General features: G+C 50.2%; 16 protein-coding genes and 1 pseudogene. 8 read left to right on the top strand and 9 right to left on the bottom strand.

Annotation, left to right across the window (positions count from 1 at the left end; all coding sequences use genetic code 11):
• The first annotated feature begins 361 nt into the window (after window positions 1–361).
• The 4 genes from IEY24_RS00250 (at window position 362) to IEY24_RS00235 (ending at window position 7,921) form a co-directional block, all read left to right on the top strand.
• Entirely contained in the window at window positions 362–2,713 is a 2,352-nt protein-coding gene (locus tag IEY24_RS00250) for a hypothetical protein (protein WP_188927521.1), read from the top strand.
• 88 nt (window positions 2,714–2,801) lie between these two features.
• Entirely contained in the window at window positions 2,802–3,983 is a 1,182-nt protein-coding gene (locus IEY24_RS00245; protein WP_188927519.1) for a hypothetical protein, read from the top strand.
• Window positions 3,984–3,999: 16 nt separating this feature from the next.
• Complete coding sequence (locus IEY24_RS00240) at window positions 4,000–5,205, top strand: T9SS type A sorting domain-containing protein (RefSeq protein ID WP_188927517.1); 1,206 nt, start codon at window positions 4,000–4,002, stop codon at window positions 5,203–5,205.
• Between the two features lie 85 nt (window positions 5,206–5,290).
• On the top strand, window positions 5,291–7,921 hold the full coding sequence (locus tag IEY24_RS00235; protein WP_188927515.1) for a reprolysin-like metallopeptidase: 2,631 nt from the start codon (window positions 5,291–5,293) through the stop codon (window positions 7,919–7,921).
• 609 nt (window positions 7,922–8,530) lie between these two features.
• Here IEY24_RS00235 and IEY24_RS00230 read toward each other — a convergent pair.
• From IEY24_RS00230 to IEY24_RS00205, 6 genes and pseudogenes are all read right to left on the bottom strand, one after another.
• Window positions 8,531–8,839, bottom strand: a complete 309-nt coding sequence (locus IEY24_RS00230; protein ID WP_188927509.1) for a hypothetical protein — start codon at window positions 8,837–8,839, stop codon at window positions 8,531–8,533.
• Between the two features lie 169 nt (window positions 8,840–9,008).
• Window positions 9,009–9,377, bottom strand: a pseudogene (locus IEY24_RS00225) (cellulase family glycosylhydrolase); the annotation flags it as partial.
• 97 nt (window positions 9,378–9,474) lie between these two features.
• Window positions 9,475–9,675, bottom strand: coding sequence for a hypothetical protein (locus tag IEY24_RS00220; protein ID WP_188927507.1), 201 nt, complete (start codon window positions 9,673–9,675; stop codon window positions 9,475–9,477).
• Window positions 9,676–10,018: 343 nt separating this feature from the next.
• Complete coding sequence (locus tag IEY24_RS00215; protein ID WP_188927504.1) at window positions 10,019–11,206, bottom strand: cation:proton antiporter domain-containing protein; 1,188 nt, start codon at window positions 11,204–11,206, stop codon at window positions 10,019–10,021.
• 53 nt (window positions 11,207–11,259) lie between these two features.
• Complete coding sequence (locus IEY24_RS00210) at window positions 11,260–11,544, bottom strand: hypothetical protein (RefSeq protein ID WP_188927495.1); 285 nt, start codon at window positions 11,542–11,544, stop codon at window positions 11,260–11,262.
• Between the two features lie 68 nt (window positions 11,545–11,612).
• Window positions 11,613–12,062: an Hsp20/alpha crystallin family protein gene (locus IEY24_RS00205; RefSeq protein WP_188927493.1), complete on the bottom strand. Its 450-nt coding sequence runs from the start codon at window positions 12,060–12,062 to the stop codon at window positions 11,613–11,615.
• Window positions 12,063–12,607: 545 nt separating this feature from the next.
• Here IEY24_RS00205 and IEY24_RS00200 point away from each other — a divergent pair.
• From IEY24_RS00200 to IEY24_RS00190, 3 genes are read left to right on the top strand one after another with little or no spacing between them, the layout of a single operon-like run.
• Entirely contained in the window at window positions 12,608–13,234 is a 627-nt protein-coding gene (locus IEY24_RS00200; protein WP_188927491.1) for a COG1470 family protein, read from the top strand.
• Window positions 13,235–13,239: 5 nt separating this feature from the next.
• Window positions 13,240–14,247 carry an ABC transporter ATP-binding protein gene (locus IEY24_RS00195; RefSeq protein WP_188927489.1) on the top strand — a complete coding sequence of 336 codons (1,008 nt, stop codon included), beginning with the start codon at window positions 13,240–13,242 and terminating at the stop codon, window positions 14,245–14,247.
• The gene (locus IEY24_RS00190) at window positions 14,201–15,211 is read left to right on the top strand and encodes an ABC transporter permease (RefSeq protein ID WP_188927488.1); all 1,011 of its coding nucleotides are present in this window, start codon (window positions 14,201–14,203) and stop codon (window positions 15,209–15,211) included. Before IEY24_RS00195 ends, IEY24_RS00190 begins: the two co-directional genes overlap by 47 nt.
• Before the next feature lie 111 nt (window positions 15,212–15,322).
• On the opposite strand, the gene IEY24_RS00185 is transcribed toward IEY24_RS00190, so the two are convergent.
• Window positions 15,323–16,285, bottom strand: coding sequence for a helix-turn-helix transcriptional regulator (locus tag IEY24_RS00185; protein ID WP_229221042.1), 963 nt, complete (start codon window positions 16,283–16,285; stop codon window positions 15,323–15,325).
• Between the two features lie 103 nt (window positions 16,286–16,388).
• Between IEY24_RS00185 and IEY24_RS00180 the strand changes: the two genes are divergently transcribed.
• Window positions 16,389–17,501: an FAD-dependent monooxygenase gene (locus IEY24_RS00180; protein WP_188927487.1), complete on the top strand. Its 1,113-nt coding sequence runs from the start codon at window positions 16,389–16,391 to the stop codon at window positions 17,499–17,501.
• Window positions 17,502–17,567: 66 nt separating this feature from the next.
• Here IEY24_RS00180 and IEY24_RS00175 read toward each other — a convergent pair whose 3' ends face one another.
• Both IEY24_RS00175 and IEY24_RS00170 read right to left on the bottom strand, forming a co-directional pair.
• Window positions 17,568–17,993 (bottom strand): DUF1810 domain-containing protein, encoded by a 426-nt coding sequence (locus IEY24_RS00175; protein ID WP_188927486.1) that lies wholly within the window; start codon window positions 17,991–17,993, stop codon window positions 17,568–17,570.
• Window positions 17,994–18,045: 52 nt separating this feature from the next.
• Window positions 18,046–18,591, bottom strand: a complete 546-nt coding sequence (locus tag IEY24_RS00170; protein WP_188927485.1) for a hypothetical protein — start codon at window positions 18,589–18,591, stop codon at window positions 18,046–18,048.
• Between the last annotated feature and the right edge of the window lie 470 nt (window positions 18,592–19,061).

Genomic DNA, 19,061 nt, shown 5'->3' with positions numbered 1-19,061 from the left:
TTTAAAAAAAGGCAATAAAAAGCTACGCTTCGGCCTCGTTCATCGTCTGTCCCAGCAATCTTGACAACGCCCAAGTGCGCTCGCTTCTCAAAACTGGAACAACAGTCTGTTGCGCTAATTAAGTGGTGAGATGTGTATGGATGTTTTTTAAGGTAAGAAGATTATTGCATTCAACTGAGGCCAATTAAATCGTAAAACCGGTCAACAATCCAGAAACTTTATTGTAAGAGTACATAAGTATTTCTCCTCTTGATTAATATCCGCCAGCAGATTACAAACCACTTTCCGGTCGCTAACGCTTTCGGGAATTGCCCGGTTATCTGCTTGGCTTCGATAACCTATCATTTCAAACGGTTTTCTTATGAGAACAACTTTACCTTGCTCGGCTTTTTGCTGGGCAGCCTTGATGGCCATTTCCTTTGGTTTTACAGGCCCTGCGGCGCACACCATGATTGCGCTGCGCGGTGCGGTCACAAAATCAGCTGCGATGATGGCATCCTGCGATCCCGGCGATCCGGCATTTGTTGATTCGGATGGCGATGGCGTAGGCAACGATTGCGACGTGGACGACGACAACGACGGCGTCCTGGACACCGACGAAGGCTGCGAAACGCTTTTTAACAATGAATTTAAAGGCACTTTCGGGGTGTCGCCCGATGCTGCCGCTTTTTTCCGCGATTTACAGAATCCGCCGGGCACCGGCTATTCGTACGGCCCGGGCGTAAATGGCAACAATGCCGCCGGAAAATACACCGTGTCCAACAGGGCAGGTTCCATTGTCAACCACCCCGGGCCCATCTGGGAATATGCCGGGCACACAGACGGTTCAGATACCGATTGCTACCTTCTGGTGAATGGCTCGACCTCGGTGGGCACCTTTTTCAGGGAAGACATTCAACTAACGGCAGGGAACGGTTACCGTTATCAAATGTGGCACAAGGGCGCGTGGAACCAAGGCGCCGGCGGTGCTTACAACCTGAGAATAGAAATCCGCAGAGTCTCGGACAATTTACTGGTGAGCTCGATCGCAACTGGCGCGATCGGAGATGTACTGTGGCGAAGCCTGGGCGTTGATTTCACGGCACCCAGCACTGGCGTTTACCGGGCCACGCTGGTGAACACATCCGTACAGGCGGGCGGAAACGATTTTTCCATTGATGACATTTCGCTGGTCAATACCAATTGCGGCGATTTCGACGGCGACGGCATTGCCAATAACCTGGATACGGATAGCGACAACGACGGCTGCCCCGACGCTGTGGAAGCCGGCGGCGCCGATGCGGACGCAGATGGCGTGCTGGGAAATTCACCCGTGCAAGTGGACGAAAACGGCAGGGTAATTGGCCAAGGCGGCTACACCGGAATTTTCCAGAACGTAAAGAATGCGACACGCCTGCTTGTGAACACGGCCCCCGGAAACCAGTCGGTTGAAAGCGGCGGCACTACCTCGTTCACCGTGGCAGCCAGCGCAGCCTCTACCACGACTTACATCGGTTCGGCGCCCGATTTCGCAGGCGCCAGTGCAACCGACGTATCGGCCACCATCGCCTACCAGTGGCAGGAGAATTCAGGTTCGGGGTTTGCCAATATTACAGATGGAGGCATTTACAGTGGAACAACCACCGCGACGCTCACGCTCACGGGCGTGAATCTGAATAAAAACGGCGCCACATACCGGGTGCTGATCTCGCATCCTGACAATGCCTGTATCGCCGAGCAGCGCGATGCATCGCTTGCCGTCACCGGCTGTGCCATGGATATCGGCGGGACGGTATTCGACGACCCGACCGGGATCGATGATGGCGTGAACGGGCCAGCTGCCAACGGGTCGACGCTGGGATTGTATGTAACGCTGATCACTCCCGGCCCAGGCGGCTCTTCGCAACGGGTGACGCCGGTGAGCGCAGCAGGTACCTTCTTATTCACCAATGTCCCTTCCGGAAGCCACAAACTGGTGCTGGGCACAACCTCTACCGGAACGACCGAAGGGCAGATGCCTGCCGGCTACTTCGCCATCCGCGAAGGCATTGCAGTCCTGTCGGGAAGCGGTGCAGGCGATGGTACAGTGGATGGGGTGATGAGCCTTACCGCCGACTGCGCCGGCATCGAGCACGGGACGGCCCGTATAGCGGCAGACGTTAATTACCAGGATAACAATTTTGTGATATCCGTCGAAGACCCACTGCCGGTAAGCTTGATCGCATTTTCGATTGCTCGCCAGGAACAAGGTGTCCGCCTCCACTGGCAGACATCCTCGGAAACCAACAGTGACCGTTTCGAAATCCAGCACAGCCGGGACGCTCGGCAGTGGAACTTGGTGACGGCAGTGAAAGCGATGGGTGAAAGCACGACTGACCAGTCCTATACATACCTGGATAAGCACCCCCGGCAGGGAATGAATTTCTACCGCCTGAAAATGATCGACTTGGATGGCACATTCGCATTCAGCAGCATCAAAGATTTGCATACAGATGACAAACACATGGTCGTCGCCTATCCAAACCCCTCAGACGGACCGGTGCAGCTCACCATCACAAACTGGAAGCGCGTCAGAAGCATTTTTGCGGTGGATGTAAATGGAAGGGAATTATTCCAGATGGGCCGCCCTAAAAGTGGATCTGTCGAATTACCCGCCCGCGGCAAAGGCATCAGCGTGTTGTTGATCCATTTCGAAGACGGGACGGTAAAAACCGTCAAAATCCTAGGTCGCTGACCAGTAAACCGAATTTCGAAGGAATGTATGCCTGACCTGCATTCCTTTCGAATTATATAAAGATGACTTCAACAAATCATTTTCAACTATGAAGCAATTTACTTTTTCAACCAACAGCATTGCTGCATGGTCTAGGGGGTTCATCGTGGCTTCCGGGCTGGCGGCAGCGGTTGCAAGCCCTGCCCGGTCACAGTGCATCAACTTCATTGCCAACGGTAGCATGGAAACGTATACTAATTGCCCAAACATGAGTATCAATGGGACCATCAATTACGCTACCAATTGGAAAACGCTCAATGGGCTGGCTGGTACCTATGGGCAATTGATGGTAAACAGGCCAGGAGAATGTGTGTCAAACAAACCTGCGGCTTCCTGGCCTGCTTCAACGGCGCTAACCGGCGGAAGTGATGGAACCAACTGGCTGGGAGGACACAATACGGAGAATTGGCAAAACACTCTTGCACAACCGTTACCACCCGGAAATTATACGTTCTACCTGGATGCAGGGAATGCGACCGGATCGACGACGACGTTATTATTTTATGGCGTAAAGTCCACAGATGCCGATTTTACCCGTAACCCAGCACAGTTGATGGGTTCGGTTGTCGTCGACAATGTCATATCGGCAAGCAATCCAACCTGGGTTACCAGGAGTTTCAACGTCACCACCAGCGAGACTTTTGACCGTATTGAAATACTCAATGCACCTATCGCACCCGGAAATGTGGGTGCATATACTTACATCGACAATTTCCGCCTAAGCTATACGGTGGACGGCGGTCCGGACCAGAACATGTGCATAGGTGCGCTTGCCACCATGGCTGCAACAGGTAGCGGTACATGGAGCGAAAAGCCGGGCAATCCTACTTCGGTAAACATTGCAGACCCATCCAGCGCCGCCACATCCATTTCTGGATTTACCAGCCCGGGTATCTACTATTTTACCTGGACATCCAATGGCTGTATCGACGAAGTGGCCATTACAGTAACCGGGCCAGTCGCGCCCACAATTGCTGTTACGGCTCCTACTTGCGAAACACCGACCGGCAGCATCACCGTGCAGACACCTGTCGCCGGTCTGACCTACACGCTCACTCCGGGAGCCGTTTCCAATACGACCGGCACATTTTCCGGCCTGGCGCCCGGTTCCGGCCCTTATACGGTTACGGCTAGCGACGGCACCTGTGTATCTGCTCCCTCCACCGGCCTGAGCATTGGCCCGCTGGATTGCTGCGAGTCAAATGCCGGAACAATAAGTATCGTCCCTTAACCAACCTTCGTCAGATATGAATGCAAAATTTGTATACCATCTTTCTGTTCGTTGGAATCTTACCGTTCTGATGATTGCAGCAGTGTTATTTCACTCCGCAGCTAATGCGCAGTGTATCAGCGCGGGAAGTGCCGTTCATTTCGCGGTAACAGGGCACAATACCACCGCCGGTTATGCGACGGTACATGTACTTACCAATTCCGAAGGCAAAATCCTTGAAACAGTCACCGACGGGTTTGCTGCCCCAGGGGTGAATGGGAGCTACCTTATTTATGCAGTTAATTATAAAACATCAGGCGCCGCGCCCGTGACCACCGCGGGTACGGATATCACGGCAATTGGCGGCGAGTGCGTGGCAGTAAGTGAGCAACCGGCCCAATTCTGCGTGAACGGCGGATGCGTTCCCATCGGCGCTTCCATTGCATTTCAGCTGACCGGCAACAACACTTCTCCTGGGTATCTTACTGAATACGTAATCACAGATACAACTGGCCAGATCATTTCTAAACATACCGGCAGCCCGGTTAATGCGCCTTCCGTGGAAGGTACTTACCGGATTTATGCCGTCAATTACAACGCAGGCACTCAGGCGCCAAACCTGGCTGCCGGGACGAATATTTCCGAAATCGGCGGAGCATGCGCTGCGATAAGCAGCACACCGATCGAATTTTGCGCTTCCCGTCCCATGCCTGTCACACTGGTCTCCTTCTTGGCTATCTCCGAGCCGGGGACCGTGCAGCTCGATTGGGTGACAACAGAAGAGATCAACGCAGAAAAATTTGAAATACAACGGAGTAAAAACGCAAAAACCTGGCTGGCAATCGGTGAGCAAGCAGCCAAGGGCGACAGCAAAGAGCGTATTTTCTACCAGTTTACCGATCGTGCACCGTTGACTGGACTGGCATATTACCGGCTGAAAATGATCGACCGGGACAAAACCTATTCACACAGCCGGATTTTAAACGTGCAATTCGGCGGTGTGTCTACGAATGCAAACGTATACCCAAATCCGGCAAACGAGGTGCTGTTATTGAAAGAAAACAAATCAAGCGCAGTCAGTCGCGTGACATTGTCGACGCTCACCGGGACGAAGGTTTTCCACCTAGCAACATTTCCGCGGGAGGGCATCGATTTAAAAAATCTCGGTGCCGGAATCTACTTCCTTAAAATTACCTGGCAGGGGGGCCAGACCGAATCACAACGCATCGTCATTGCGCGCTGAGAGAATGAACGATAGGTAGAATCTAATCTTAATTTATTTGTAATCAGATCCTTATTCGTTTATCAACCTAAATCTTATTTATCTTATGAAGAGACTTCTAACCTTCTTATTTGCGGTGTCCTTTCAGTTTGCACTGGCACAAAAAGGATTCTTTACCAGGGTTGAGTCCAGTAGCAATTCTTCGGCCAGGGAGGGGACACATTTGTTAAGGCATTCTGTATTTAATGTGAAAACAAAAAACCTGAAAGCCTACCTTTCCGGGGCGCCACTAGAATTCCGCGCCAATGCCGGCGGCCGCGCGCTGGAAATCCCGCTGCCCAATGGGGATGTTGCACTTTTCGAGCTGTTCGAATCGCCGATTCTCGCCCCTGAAATAGCCGCAAGGCATCCGGAAATCAAAACCTATGCCGGGAAGGGAGCTGCAAAAAAAGAATATTCGGTCCGCATCAATTTTACCGCAGCTGGGTTCAGTGCCATTATCCTGGGTGTCGAAGATGATGCGGTGTATTTTGAAAAGGTTAATTCGGATGTCACGGACAGCACTTACCGGAGCTACTTCTCAAGGGACGCGGTCAGTCCCAAAGATGCCACTAAAAAAACATCCGACAACCGCTGCGGGACCTTGGACAGTGAAAGCCGCTTTTACAAGCTGAAAACAGGCGGCACAAATCAAAGAGGTGCCGCTACAACTGCTACGGGGGCCACTTTGCGGACATTCAGGCTGGCAATGGCGGCCGATGCGGAGTTCACCGCCCAGAAAGGCGGGACGGCGCCCCTGGCCTACGCAGCGCTGACCAACTACGTCAACAATATGAATGCCGTATACAGAAAAGAGCTGAGCGTATCGTTTGTGCTGGTCAGTGACGAAACGGTCGTTTATACCGACGCAGCTACCGACCCCTACACCAATGACGACCAGGGCACGATGCTCGACGAAAACCAGGCCAACCTCGACAATCTCATCACGGGCGGCTACGACATCGGGCACGTGCTGGGGTATGTAGGCGGCTCGGGCGGCGGGATTGCTGTGCGTGGGTCGGTATGCGATGAGGGCACAAAAGGCCAGGGGACTTCAGGTGTCGGTGACGGCTCCTATCCGGATGTATTCGATCAGCAGCTGATCCAGCATGAAGTAGGCCACCAGTTCGATATGAGCCACAGCTACAACAGCAATGTGCCAGTTTGTACCACAAGGGCTTATGACACTTCCGTCGAGCCTGGCTCCGGCACGACCATTATGAGCTACGGTTACACCTGCAACAACACCGACGCATCGGGCGGGCTGGTCGGCAATGACGACTATGAAGAAAGTTATTCACCGATCCTTAATTTTCATGCGGTTAATTACGACCAGGCCAATTCATTTATCGCATCCTTGTCATGCTACACCAGCACAGCGACCAACAACGCCATTCCAGTCATCAACGCGATGCAGTCAAGTTTCACGATCCCGAAATCGACGCCGTTTGTCCTCACCGGCTCAGCTACCGACTCGGACGCGGGGGATGTTTTAAGCTATTCGTGGGAAGGAACAAATATCAGCGACGAAGCCAACAAGGAGGCGCTCACGGCGGCTGTCATTTCCGACCCTTCGCGCCCGCCGTTTTTCCGGTCCTATGCCCCGGTTTCTGCCAGCACCGGCGCAGGCGCGGGGACCCGTTACTATCCCCGACTGGCTTCGATCCTTGACGGCTCGAACTATGCGATCGGCGACAAGCTGCCTTCGATTGGTGTGGCAACTACGCATAAATTAACCGTCCGTGACAACAACAGCGGCGTTAGCTCGGCCGACGTAACGGTGACTGTGGATGGCGGCTCGGGACCTTTTCTGATCACTAACGACACACCTGGCAGCCTGCTCGGCCCTGTGGGACAATATCCGCTCGGGGGTGCGATCACTGTGCTGTGGAGCGTTAATGGTACGGCGGGCGCACCGGTGAATTGTACGCTGGTGGATATTTTCCTCTCGACCGACGGCGGGCTCACCTTCCCTACTACCCTGGCCACAGCTATACCGAACGCCCTTGGTACCGCCGCGGTAGTACTGCCGCTGACCGATACCGACAAGGCTAGGATCAAAATAGCGCCCAGCACCAGCACCGCGCTCGGCAATGTGCCCAATGTCTTTTTTGATATTTCCAATGCCAACTTCACGATCGGCAACCCTATGCCGGTTACCCTCGTTGCATTTGATGTCAAGCCAGCTGCCGGCAATGCGGCACTGCTCACATGGGAAACCTCGCAGGAAAGCAATAATGTGGGGTTCGATATTGAAATGAGCCTCGATGCCAGACGTTTTGCCAAAGCGGGTTTCGTTGCAGGAAATGGCAATTCCTCTTCGGCAAACCGTTATCAATACTCGATGGGCGAACTGGCTGCCGGGACCTATTATTTTCGTTTGAAACAGCTCGATTATGACGGCAAATTCGAATACTCGCAGGTGCGGGCGATCCAGTTGAAAAGCGACAAAGACGTGCTGGCCGTGTACCCCAATCCGACCAGCGGAAAGCTCAAACTCCACCCTTCGCTGCACAAAGGGCAGGCCTTTGCCGTACAAATTGTTGATCAGAGTGGCCGCACGGTAGTGTCACTGCCGATGAGTGACACGTACGCCAAAGGCTACGAATTCGACGCAGCCAAACTTCCCACAGGGATTTACAGCATCATCCTGAAGGGCATCAATTTCAAAGAGAGCCTCAAATTCGTCAAGCAGTAACACTGCTGCCGGCCGGACAGCCACTGTCTTTGGATACTGAGAAAGACAAGGGACGAAAGTCCCCTACCAAATTTGTGTGCTGACAATCATCCATCAAGGAATGAACACTATCCACACTTTATTTGCATTTTTAATCAAATAAACCGAAAATACATTCTGTGGATAAAGACACCTTTCCCGACTTTGCTTACCGGGGCAGAGAAGTTGTCCGGTTCATCCAGGCAGGTGAATTATTTACATGCATGCTGGAAAATGGCCGCGTGATTCATTTTTGTCCCAAAGATGCCGAAGCATTCAAAAGTTGGTTAGAAGCAAACGGTTCCCGAAATGCAGGCGACTAAACAGAAACCCGGAATACTTCGCTTGTTATCCTGAGAAAAAAAATGCACAAGCGCTACAACGTTATTTTTAGTGGAGAATTCGGTGGCATTAACGATGGGATTGCATGGCAGATTTGCCATCAACAAGCAGTGCCTTATGCTGGTTGGTATGGCTGCCCAGGGCTACCTTCGCAAGCTGAGTCATTACCTGCTGTGCGTAATACATTTTGCCAGCCGAAACCAGCTTGACTGCTCTCTCCCACTCTTCAATCTCGGCACGGAAATCAATTTAGCCGTTAACCCCACTATGCACTATTTCACGCACTTCGCCAATGGCCGAGGTATCGGAGGCAATCATTATTTTCAGGGATAGGTGCCTCTTTTTGATATTGGCTATTTGGCTGGCTCTTCCGGTTGCGGAATGCGTGGACGCGATGAGCAATTCAGTTCCGTCCAGCTTGGAAGAATTGGCTATCTCTTCCAGGCTACCACTTTTTCCAGTCACCTCAATAAAATCATTACACACTAGCCACTCTGCAACCGCGGCGCATTCCAGTGAATGCGGGTGAACGAGATAAACAACAGTCGGGGAATTCATTATCCGGTTTTGTTTATAGATGGGTAAGACGGGACGCTATTCTAATCCAACTGCTCTTTGCGCAGTGTTTTTAATGGAATTGCCGTCAGTAACGGCCATGATTTTCCCGGCTCCCAGCAGGCCGCTGTAAGTACCATCGGGCGTCATACTTTCCGCATTGCTAGAACCCTCAGGGACAGCAAAGCCCCCACCACCATACCAGACATCCCAATTGATTTTGCCGGCAGGGCCGCATGATAAGTTTGTAGTTAATGGGCTTTACCCCATTCGCACCCTGATCGTCTATGGCAGCTATTTCCCCCAATACCACGGGCAGTCCAGAACTCCCTAGCTTGTTTAGATCAGCCATTATCCGGGCATCCGAATAGTTTCCATAGGCTCCTGTTGTAGGCCAGTAAGTGTGCACGCTCAGTATCAGGTTATGCAACGGATCGGCATCCATCAGCTCCTTACCGTGCTGGACAAGGAAATCCGGGTCCTTACCCCATCTGGGCACACCAATCATCAAAGGACAGCTATAACCCGCTGCCCTTAGGTTTCTGAAGCATCTATGTTGGCAGTCCTATAAGTATTGCCGGTGGCGCTCCCGTCATCTGGTTCATTGGCTATGTTAATAATGACGGATTTCTGGTATTTCACAGCATCGGTTTCATATCAGCACCGGACGAGCAGGCGGCTGCTTGACCGAGGCTAGCAGAAACGTCGGAGGTTCCCGTGTAATCGTGTAGCTCCAGAACGGTTACCATGCCTTTGTCAATGCAGGAAGTGATCAGAGGCTCTATCTGCACGGTGGTCATTGCACCGCTACCGCTATTGTCGTATCGGCGCTGCTGCACTAGATGAATGGTATTGGCGCCGGTTTTCTCTATTTCCGGAATTTCGACATTTCAAAACCGTCGGCAAAAGCACTGCCCATATTTACACCTCTCAATACTAACCTGTTGCCCGCCGCATGGGCAACAAATTTTCCATCTACGACGTGTAAGCCGTCGGAATTAGGCGAGTTGAGCAGAGCTCCGTAAGCCGCTCACGATCATTTGCTTTCATCAGTATATCCATTGTTAATACAAAGGAAAATGAACTCCCGACAATCAAGGCTCGGAAACCGTTGCGCCATATCGGGATTCCGCCATGGAGCTAAAGGATCCTCTGCGGAGAACTGCCCATCGGCACGAAAATTCAGGGAAAGCGGTAAAGCGTTTTTCTCCGCAACGGCTGTGCGTGCTTAACGACAAACTTCCGGACCGCTGTTGTCCAAACGGTGGAGATCAACAGGGATAAGGCCGTGATTGCTATCCCGGTCTTGAACAGATTGTGGTCGATCACTTTCATCTTATAAGCCAGTGAGCAGGCAAGAATTCCAAACTCACCGATCTGGGACAGCAACGCGCCCGCGTAGAGGCTATCTGCCCATGTGTATTTCAAGGCTTTGAAGATAAGCGTTGACAAACCGCTGTTGACCGCTAGTAGCAACAAGGTGCCCAAGCTCACAAGCAGCAAATGGTCTTGTACATACACCAGGTCCAGGCGCAAGCCGATGGTAACAAAAAAGAGGGCAACGAAAAACACTTTGAAGGGACGTAAAGCATTTTCCAGCCACTGAAATGCGTCTTGTTTACCGATAAAAATTCCGGCGATAAAGCTGCCGAGCGCACCACTGAGTCCTGAGAGTTCGGCCAGTACACCAAACCCCAGGCACAGCAGGCAACCTGCGAAAACCTGCAGTTCATGGTCGCCCTGGAAAATGTCCTTAATTTTCAACTGAAGGAAATCGCGGTTACGGATCGCACGCAGCATTATAAATACAAGCATGGATACCGCTATGGAAACCGCCACACGCAACCAGGAAAAGGTTCCCCTCTCCGCAAATTGCAAAACGCCCAGTATTGGAGCCAGCATCAAGTCCTGCAACAAAAGGATATTGAGGATAGTCATCCCAAACTCTGTTTTCAGTTCACCGTTTTTGTGCAGAAATTCACTGACGACAGCGGTGCTGTTAAAGATCAGAAGGATGAAAATAACGGCACCGGTTAACCACGACCATTCGACTAGAAATGAAATCAACATCACCAGGCCGAGCGTAAATATGACCTTCATGCCCTGCGCAATGAAAGGTTTAAATAGCAGCGATTTGCTGTCCGGGATATCGATTTCGATTCCCAGGAAAATCATGAGCAGCAGGATCCCTATCTCAGCGACAGGTTCAATATCTTCTGCACTATGGAAAAGGTTTGCCATATGCGGCCCGATAAGGAATCCGGCAATGATATAAGCGATCACATTAGGCTGCCGAAATTTTTTCAGTAGTATGGTTAGCAGTAGGATGAGTAAACAAAGGGCTGTAAGGGAAAATAAAACCTGATTCATTTCTCAAAACCTCTTTACCTGAAGATGTAATCCTTGTACTTTGGCCAGTGGCGCTACTCGAGATGGAAATACTTAAAAACGTCCCTGGCAATGATCCGGGAATTGACGGTAAACTCATCCAGCGTGCAACCTTTGTGAGCAACCAAGAGGCTTTCGTCACCCACATGTTCAAAAAGTTCCAAGCGCAGCGCTGCGCCATGATTCCCAGGAATCCCTTGCAGGCCTTCGAAAATTGCGACAGCCTTCTCTTGGTCGTAACCAACCTGAAAATAACCAAAGGGGTGCCATCCACCCGGCGCCTTAACGTTGGCAGCTATTTCGTAGGAAGTCCTCATCATATTTTCTATTTGAAATTTTAAAATAGCGGAATAACAAAAATCGGAGGGCCGGCAAGCCCTCCGATTTTTTAAGCTATCTCAATCAGCCTCGGAGCTTTTTGCTTGGCCTGTTCCCGCTTAGGAATTGTCAGGTGTAGCAAGCCGTTTTCATATTTTGCCGCTATGTGCTCGACATCGACCACGTCTTTGGGAAGAACGAAGCTTCTCTGAAAAGACTGGTAGCTGAACTCCCTGCGACTGTAACCATCCTGATCAGACTCCTGCTGATGCTCTTTTTGAGAGCTGATGGTAAGCATGTTGCCGTCCAGCTCAACCTTGAAGTCGCTTTTGTCCATTCCGGGAGCGGCCATTTCAACATCGAAATTATCGCCTGTCTCGCGGATGTTTACCAAAGGCACCGTTGTACTGGTAGCTGAATAGCTATTGTTGCCCCAGTTAAAAAGTTCGCGGCCAAAGAAATCGTCGAACAGCGCCGGGAATGCTGTGGGCAATAGCCCGTTCCTTTTGATGAGTGACATAATCAACCTCCTTTTTAAAAAGTTAAACAATGAATAATGAACTTTCGGCCGGCCTTCATCGCCCGCCTTACCCTGCTGATTCAAAGTGCGTTCCAAGCTGGATTTGCCGGAAATTTTTTCAGGGTTCTGACATTTTTTCTGACAGTTTTACACTGCAGAAAGCTGACAAACCTGGCAGTATCGGAAATTTTTGTTGAACAGATTTTTGAAAAATTCACTCATTTTTTATTTTCGCGGCAAGAAGAGTGCGTAGGCCGAACGAGGCTTTGCAACCATTCTTTAATAGATGAAACTTAGTGATAACTTTTGTTTGTTAGATTATGTCTCTTTTTTGTCCAATTTTCAAAAAGTACAACACTTATTCCATTTACGGTTTACTTTTCATGGCCGGACTCCCGGCAAATTCACAGGCGCAGCCTTCGGGTAAACCAATTGGAAGTTCTTCTTTTCAAACCAACTTATTTAATCTGGAGGCCGGCGCCAATGAGCCATTCCGGTATTCAGCAACACTAAAAAATGGGACTGGTCAGCCAAAGATCTATGCTTTGGACGCGAAAGTGCCCTCCGGCTGGCTGGCATCTTTTCGCACCTTGGGCAGCCCCGTCACCTCGATCCATCTCGAAGCGGGCGCAACGCAGGAAGTATCCGTAGAACTGAGCGCAAGCCCTTATTCCAAGCCGGGAAAGTATGCCATTCCCGTAACGGCTATTTCGCCCGTCGACACGCTTAGGCTCAATCTTGAAGCCGTTCTCAAAGGGGCTTACAAGATGGAACTAACCACCCCTTCCGGACGACTCAGTGAAAATGTTACCGAAGGTAGCCTAGAGCAGATCGTATGCACAATCAAGAACACGGGCACCCTGCCGCTTACTAACGTAGAATTGTCAGCCCAGACACCCCCGAAATGGCAGGTCACCTTTGAGCCGGCCAAAGTGGAGCGTATAGACCCCTCCGGTTCTATCGATGTAACGGCCAAGGTGCATGTTCCGGACAAAACAATTGCCGGGGATTACGTCTCCACCTTTACGGCTAAAACCCAGAACGCCAATGCCGATGCTGCTTTCCGGATCACCGTTAAGACTTCCTTACTATCCGGCTGGCTTGGCATTCTCGTCATTTTACTTGCCATTGGCTTAATATTCAGGTTAATCAGAAAATACGGCAGACGATAAACAGTATGGAAAATCCTGTCATTGATTTGAAGGGGTTGACTAAGTGTTATGGTTCTCTGAAGGCAGTCGATGACCTCAACCTGAAAGTCGAAAAAGGCGAAATATTCGGTTTGCTAGGCCCGAACGGAGCAGGAAAGACTACAACCATCCTGATGATGCTCGGCCTTACCGAACCCACTTCGGGCAAAGCGCTGGTCTGCGGAATCGATGCAACGACCAACCCCATCCTGGTAAAGCGTAAAGTGGGGTACATGCCCGACAGCGTCGGCTTTTACGAAAATATGACAGCCCTTGAAAACCTGGTATACACCGGAAAACTCAACGGCATCCCCGGAAATGAGGCACACCGCCGCTCGCTGGATCTGCTGGATCTGGTCGGCCTGGGCGATTCGGCCAACAAAAGAACGTCCGTTTTTTCCCGCGGTATGAAACAAAGGCTCGGTCTGGCGGAAGTTTTAATCAAGCGGCCAGAAGTAATCATCCTCGACGAGCCCACGCTTGGGATAGACCCAGCGGGCGTTAAAGAATTCCTTGATCTGATACGCCAGTTGAGCAGGGAACAGGGATTGACCGTCTTGCTTTCTTCCCACCATTTGCACCAGGTGCAGATGGTTTGTGACCGTGTGGGTATCTTCGCTGCCGGTAAAATGCAGATGGAGGGAAATATTCACAAGCTTTCACAGGCCCTTTTTGCCGAAGACTCCTACTCGGTGAGCATCACGGTGAGAGAACCTTTACCAGCTTCCTGGGAGTATAGTGATGAACTGCGAGACATCCGGGACGTGCGAGGGTTGCGCATTAGTGAAAACCTCGTGCAGATCGCATGCGCTTCGGATGTTACGCCTGACATAGTCCGCTTCTTTGTCGCCAAGGGCCTTGACGTAATGGGTGTCCATAAGCGAGAATTCGGACTTGATGAGATTTATCAAAAATACTTCGACAACAATTTAATTGAAAACAATGCCCATGAAAAGTCTCGCAGCATTTTCAAAAGGTACATCCATAAAAAGTGACCCCGGCGCCAACCCGGTCACCACTTTTCGGGTGGTGGTCGACAAAGAAGTGACTGACCATATCCGTAGCTGGCGGCTTATCCTATTGCTGGCATTGCTGGCGCTCACATTTTTTGGGGCTTTATATGTTTCACTGAGCAATATCAAAAGCGTAGTTTCAAATGCTCAGGACCCGGATAGCACGTTTCTTTACCTGAAACTGCTGACCAGTACAGACGGCACGATGCCCCCATTTCATGTATTCCTGAATTTTCTCGGTCCATTGCTCGGAATAGCGCTGGGCTTTGATGCGATCAATTCCGAACAGAATAACGGCACCTTGATTCGCCTGATGGCTCAGCCTGTATACCGCGACAATCTGATCCTGGCAAAATTTGTGAGTGCGTTAATCCTTGTAGGCACCCTGTTTTTTACGCTCGTCTTACTGATGATTGGCGCAGGCTTGTGTATCACAGGTGTTTTGATCGAACCGGTCGAGGTACTCCGAATATTCACCTTCACCATTCTGGCTGTCGTCTATGTCGGCTTTTGGCTGAGCTTGTCAATATTGTTCTCGATCGCATTCAAGCAAACGGCCACCTCCGCGCTCGCAGCGATTGGCGTGTGGCTATTTTTTACAGTATTTTATCAGATCGTTGTCAATTTGGTGATGGCCGCTTTCATTCCCAGACATACCATACAGACCGAAGCAGACCTGGTCGGCTACAATGAAGTAATGCTGAACATACTCCGCCTCGCGCCAAGCCAGCTGTTCTCCGATGCAACGACCACTTTGCTGATGCCGTCGGTGCGAAGCCTCGGCCCGATGACAATGGAGCAGATGGCGGGCGCTATTCCCTCACCACTTCCGTTTACGGAAAGCCTGATGGTGGTCTGGCCCCAAGTGTCCGGATTATTAGCCGCAACTTTTCTCTGCTTTGCATATTCATATTACTTATTCATGCGGAGAGAGATCAGAAGCTAGAATACGTCATTAGGCCATAGCAATTTGCGATAAGCTTGGAGAATCCGGGGCCGCTGGTCCATCTAACGCAAATAAATCAGCAGTTCTTTGCAGTAGAAATGCGATCAAACATCATGATCTCACTTCACAACTGTATTGCTTTGGCTTTTTGCCGATGTGTCTTTCGAATATTTTAGTAAAATGGCCCAGATTCTCGAAGCCGAGTTGATAGCCTACTTCTGACACAGATATCCTTTCTTCCCGCAGAAGCCGCGCGGCCTCTTTCATTCGTACATGTTGATAGTACTCATAAATACCCATTCCAAATACTTGCGTGAATATTTTGCGCAATTTTAGCTCGTTCATGCCAGCGATCTGCTTCCATTCTGCGATGGTGCCGGGCCGGTTCAGTGACGAAACAATCCTATCCCTGACCTGGTAGACGGCGTGGATGTCCTTGGCATGCAGTTTCACGACAGCCGCGCTTTCCCGCTTCTTCAAACTTGTGAACAGATGGAAAAGCAATTCTGTCGCTTTCATCTTGTAGTAAAAACTTGTCATCACGCCCGGCCCCTCCCGTCTGACGAGCTCGTTTACGGTTCGTAAAATGTCATCGGTCATCAGTTCCTCGATCCAAAAATTACTGGCGCTATCGAAAAGGTAATCGAAGTGTTCAGCCTCTTCCTTTAAAAAGCTCCTTAAATAGCCGGCACTGACACTGATGGAAACGTGTGATACCCGCGTGTTCTTTTTGAAATGTAATGTTTGGTGGATCGCGTAAGGAAAAATACGAACATAAGGCGCCTCAACCGGCGCGTGTAACCCGGACATAGCTGTTCCGCCGGCCTGATCATCTGCAAAAATGTTGTGAAATACAAAGCCGATACCGCCAGCCAAATCCGACTCCCCGGTTACGCGGGTAAAATCCTCTGTTACCAAAAATGATCCGAAGTGAATGGCCATGTCGGGCAAAAAGCTAAATCCTTTGAAATAGATCACCTGAAAATGCTGCAACACGTTCTCTAAGATCAAACCCAGCTTATTCATAAACTGCCCGATGTGGCCGCCTTCCTGTCCGCCTGGCTGAATACTCATTTTCTCGACTAAAAAAACTCGTTTATCGAATATTTTAACCGTAAAGCTACGAGTAGTTTTGCTGTGTTCAAGATAGTATCTGATAAAAAACAAACAGAAAACCATGAAAAAACGAGTGCTGATTTCCGGAGCCAGCTTTGCAGGATTAACGCTGGCCTACTGGCTGAATAAGTTTGGTTACGAAGTGACCGTGGTAGAATTGGGCAAGGACCTGAGAACGGGCGGATCTCCCATTGATGTTCGTGGAGAGGCATTGGAGATCACCCGTGAGATGGGGATTTACGATCAGGTTAAATCCAATGAATATATCCACACGGATGAGATAGTGGATGCCCGGGATCAAACCCTGGTCAAATTTGCCATTAATACCTTACCGGAATATCTGGGCGATGTCGAGATACATCGCGGGATACTGGTGCAGATCATTTACGATGCGATTCCAAAAGATGAAGTAAAGATCATGTTCGCTAGCAGCATATCCACATTGGTCCAGCAAAAAGATCATGTGGAGGTGACCTTTGAAACAAGGCAGCACCAAACTTACGATCTGGTATTTGGAGCGGACGGTACGCATTCCACCGTGAGAAAGCTCGTCTTTGGGCCGGAGGAAGCGTTTAAGAAATTTCTTGGCGTTTATTTTGGATTTGCTGTCACCGACGAGATCCAAACAGGCAGGCTCGGGTCGACGGGTATTGTGTATCGGGAGCTCGGAAAACAGGCGGTGATCTTTGAATTTCAAAATGGCGTGAACACCATCCTGGTCTTCCGGGCGCCCAAACTGGAATGGGATTACCGCGACCGCGAACGACCCAGGCAAATCTTAAAAGAATACTTTGGCGGCAACAGCAATTGGAAGATCCCGCAGATTTTAGATGCGATGGTACGCGCTGACGACCTCTATTTCGACGAAGCCTGTCAAATCCAAATGTCCGGCTGGACTAAAGGACGTGTCGCATTGATCGGTGATGCGGCCTATGCGCCAAGCTTTTTCACCGGTATGGGCACTAGTCTGGCGATGCAGGGGGCGACCTTGCTGGCCAAGCAACTGAATGCGCATGACGATCATCAAACTGCTTTTGCGAACTATAATGAAGTGTTCAAACCCATTGTCGAGAGCGTGCAGGCGCGTGTCGATCACTCTTTGAAAGTTCAGTTACCGGAAACGCAACAAGAATTGGAAGCGTCTTTTGCGGCTTGGAGCATGAGCCAGGAATAGGATATCAAGCAGGTCCCGTGCACATGTGCGGGACTGATTACCGTGTTTTTCCGGCTATCGACCCTTCTATCTCTTTCCCACCAATGCCAACGTCCGTAAATCAGCCTCCCCTTCATAATACTTTTCCAGCACCGCCTCAAACACCGGATCCGTTTCAGGCAGCAAACTGAATAACGTCATACTCGACCGCAGTTTAAGATCGTCAGGGCTTCCCAAAATATGGTATGCCGATTTCCCTTCTACCGCCAGCATTGCCCCGGATATTTCAACTAACCTCTTTCCCAACAGGGGGTGTTCGAAATACCGCCTCGCCTGATCGAGATTTTCGATGGCGAAATAGTTAGCCGTGCTGCTGTGCCCTAACCCTTTGATCTGAGGGAAAATGTACCACATCCAATGGCCTCGTTTTCTGCCATTTTTGATCTCACGGAGTGCTGCGTCGTAGTCACTTTGCTGCGCATCTAAAAACTTTTGCAAATCCATCTCGCTCATCCTCGGTCAAATACGCGACGTATAGCAACCAGCATATAAATTAATGCCGGCATTAATGCTTCACTTCAACTTTGGGAAACTGTAAAATCTGAACGGCAGCACCTGCGCTATTTCCCGAAAGCTGCACAAATACATGATCCCCGTCTTTCCGCCGGATTGCGTAAACTTTCACCGGGTTGTTGGGATAATCAATCGAGCCCTCTTCGCCGAAGTAGGTCGCTTCATCCTTGATTTTGTCTAGTTCACGAGGCGATACTTTCCCCTGGAAGATCAAAAGTCCCCCAGCGGCTGTGATCAAATCCCGGTAATTTTTTTCGACATAAGCCAACGACCACTCCTTGCCGGTCTCACTGATCAGAAAAGTCTTGTAAACAGTTCCTTCAAGAAGGATCATACCCTCTTTGGTAGGAAAGAACAGCCGGTCGAACTCGCGGGTTATTGGCTTGTTTAGCGTGGTGACTCCCGCAGGAGGGGCGAATATCGGAAACGCAGCCAACGGCTTTTCACTTATAGGAAATTTACTGAGATCAATGGTGTCGACAGCCATGGGTACCACCCGAGGTCCGGCAGGGGACTGGTTATCCGTAATGGGTATCATAGCCCGAGTGAAAGCTAAGCAAACACAACCCAGCAGCGAATAAATGAAAGATCTAATATTGGTCATTCAATGGTGGATTAATTATTTTAGAACTAAACAATGTCGTAAGGTCAAAACATAGGCCCATAGCACGGCAGCTATCCAACACTGGCATAACGGCTTGGTGAAATAGGGATCGAAATTCGATTATCTGCTCAAAATACAGAATAAAAACCATTAAATTAAAGCGATTGTAACCGCTCGGAACAAATCGTCATGAAAGGGGCTGTCAGGTATCTGCGAGTAAGCCATCGCCAAAGCTCGATTGCCAAGGAATCTGACGGTCAACACACCGAATTCGCCAGCATGATCACTTTACTTTGGTTAACCAAGCCGCATTGATTCCTGACACCAGCGCCCGTTTGTAGGATTCTTCCACCGAGTGTTCAGTTTCGGACATGCAGATTTGCGAAAAACCTCGTTTGCAGACA

This window comes from Dyadobacter endophyticus (assembly GCF_014641595.1).
In the GTDB taxonomy this organism is placed as follows: domain Bacteria; phylum Bacteroidota; class Bacteroidia; order Cytophagales; family Spirosomataceae; genus Dyadobacter; species Dyadobacter endophyticus.
The sequence above is the reverse complement of the archived record's forward strand: the minus strand, read 5'-3'. Positions and strand labels throughout refer to the sequence as shown.

Bases quoted from the DNA above. Each gene is read 5' to 3' on its own strand.
- IEY24_RS00250 (WP_188927521.1), top strand. From the start codon at position 362: ATGAGAACAACTTTACCTTGCTCGGCTTTTTGCTGGGCAGCCTTGATG.
- IEY24_RS00245 (WP_188927519.1), top strand. From the start codon at position 2,802: ATGAAGCAATTTACTTTTTCAACCAACAGCATTGCTGCATGGTCTAGG.
- IEY24_RS00240 (WP_188927517.1), top strand. From the start codon at position 4,000: ATGAATGCAAAATTTGTATACCATCTTTCTGTTCGTTGGAATCTTACC.
- IEY24_RS00235 (WP_188927515.1), top strand. From the start codon at position 5,291: ATGAAGAGACTTCTAACCTTCTTATTTGCGGTGTCCTTTCAGTTTGCA.
- IEY24_RS00230 (WP_188927509.1), bottom strand. From the start codon at position 8,839: ATGAATTCCCCGACTGTTGTTTATCTCGTTCACCCGCATTCACTGGAA.
- IEY24_RS00215 (WP_188927504.1), bottom strand. From the start codon at position 11,206: ATGAATCAGGTTTTATTTTCCCTTACAGCCCTTTGTTTACTCATCCTA.
- IEY24_RS00210 (WP_188927495.1), bottom strand. From the start codon at position 11,544: ATGATGAGGACTTCCTACGAAATAGCTGCCAACGTTAAGGCGCCGGGT.
- IEY24_RS00205 (WP_188927493.1), bottom strand. From the start codon at position 12,062: ATGTCACTCATCAAAAGGAACGGGCTATTGCCCACAGCATTCCCGGCG.
- IEY24_RS00195 (WP_188927489.1), top strand. From the start codon at position 13,240: ATGGAAAATCCTGTCATTGATTTGAAGGGGTTGACTAAGTGTTATGGT.
- IEY24_RS00190 (WP_188927488.1), top strand. From the start codon at position 14,201: ATGAAAAGTCTCGCAGCATTTTCAAAAGGTACATCCATAAAAAGTGAC.
- IEY24_RS00185 (WP_229221042.1), bottom strand. From the start codon at position 16,285: ATGAGTATTCAGCCAGGCGGACAGGAAGGCGGCCACATCGGGCAGTTT.
- IEY24_RS00180 (WP_188927487.1), top strand. From the start codon at position 16,389: ATGAAAAAACGAGTGCTGATTTCCGGAGCCAGCTTTGCAGGATTAACG.
- IEY24_RS00175 (WP_188927486.1), bottom strand. From the start codon at position 17,993: ATGAGCGAGATGGATTTGCAAAAGTTTTTAGATGCGCAGCAAAGTGAC.
- IEY24_RS00170 (WP_188927485.1), bottom strand. From the start codon at position 18,591: ATGATACCCATTACGGATAACCAGTCCCCTGCCGGACCTCGGGTGGTA.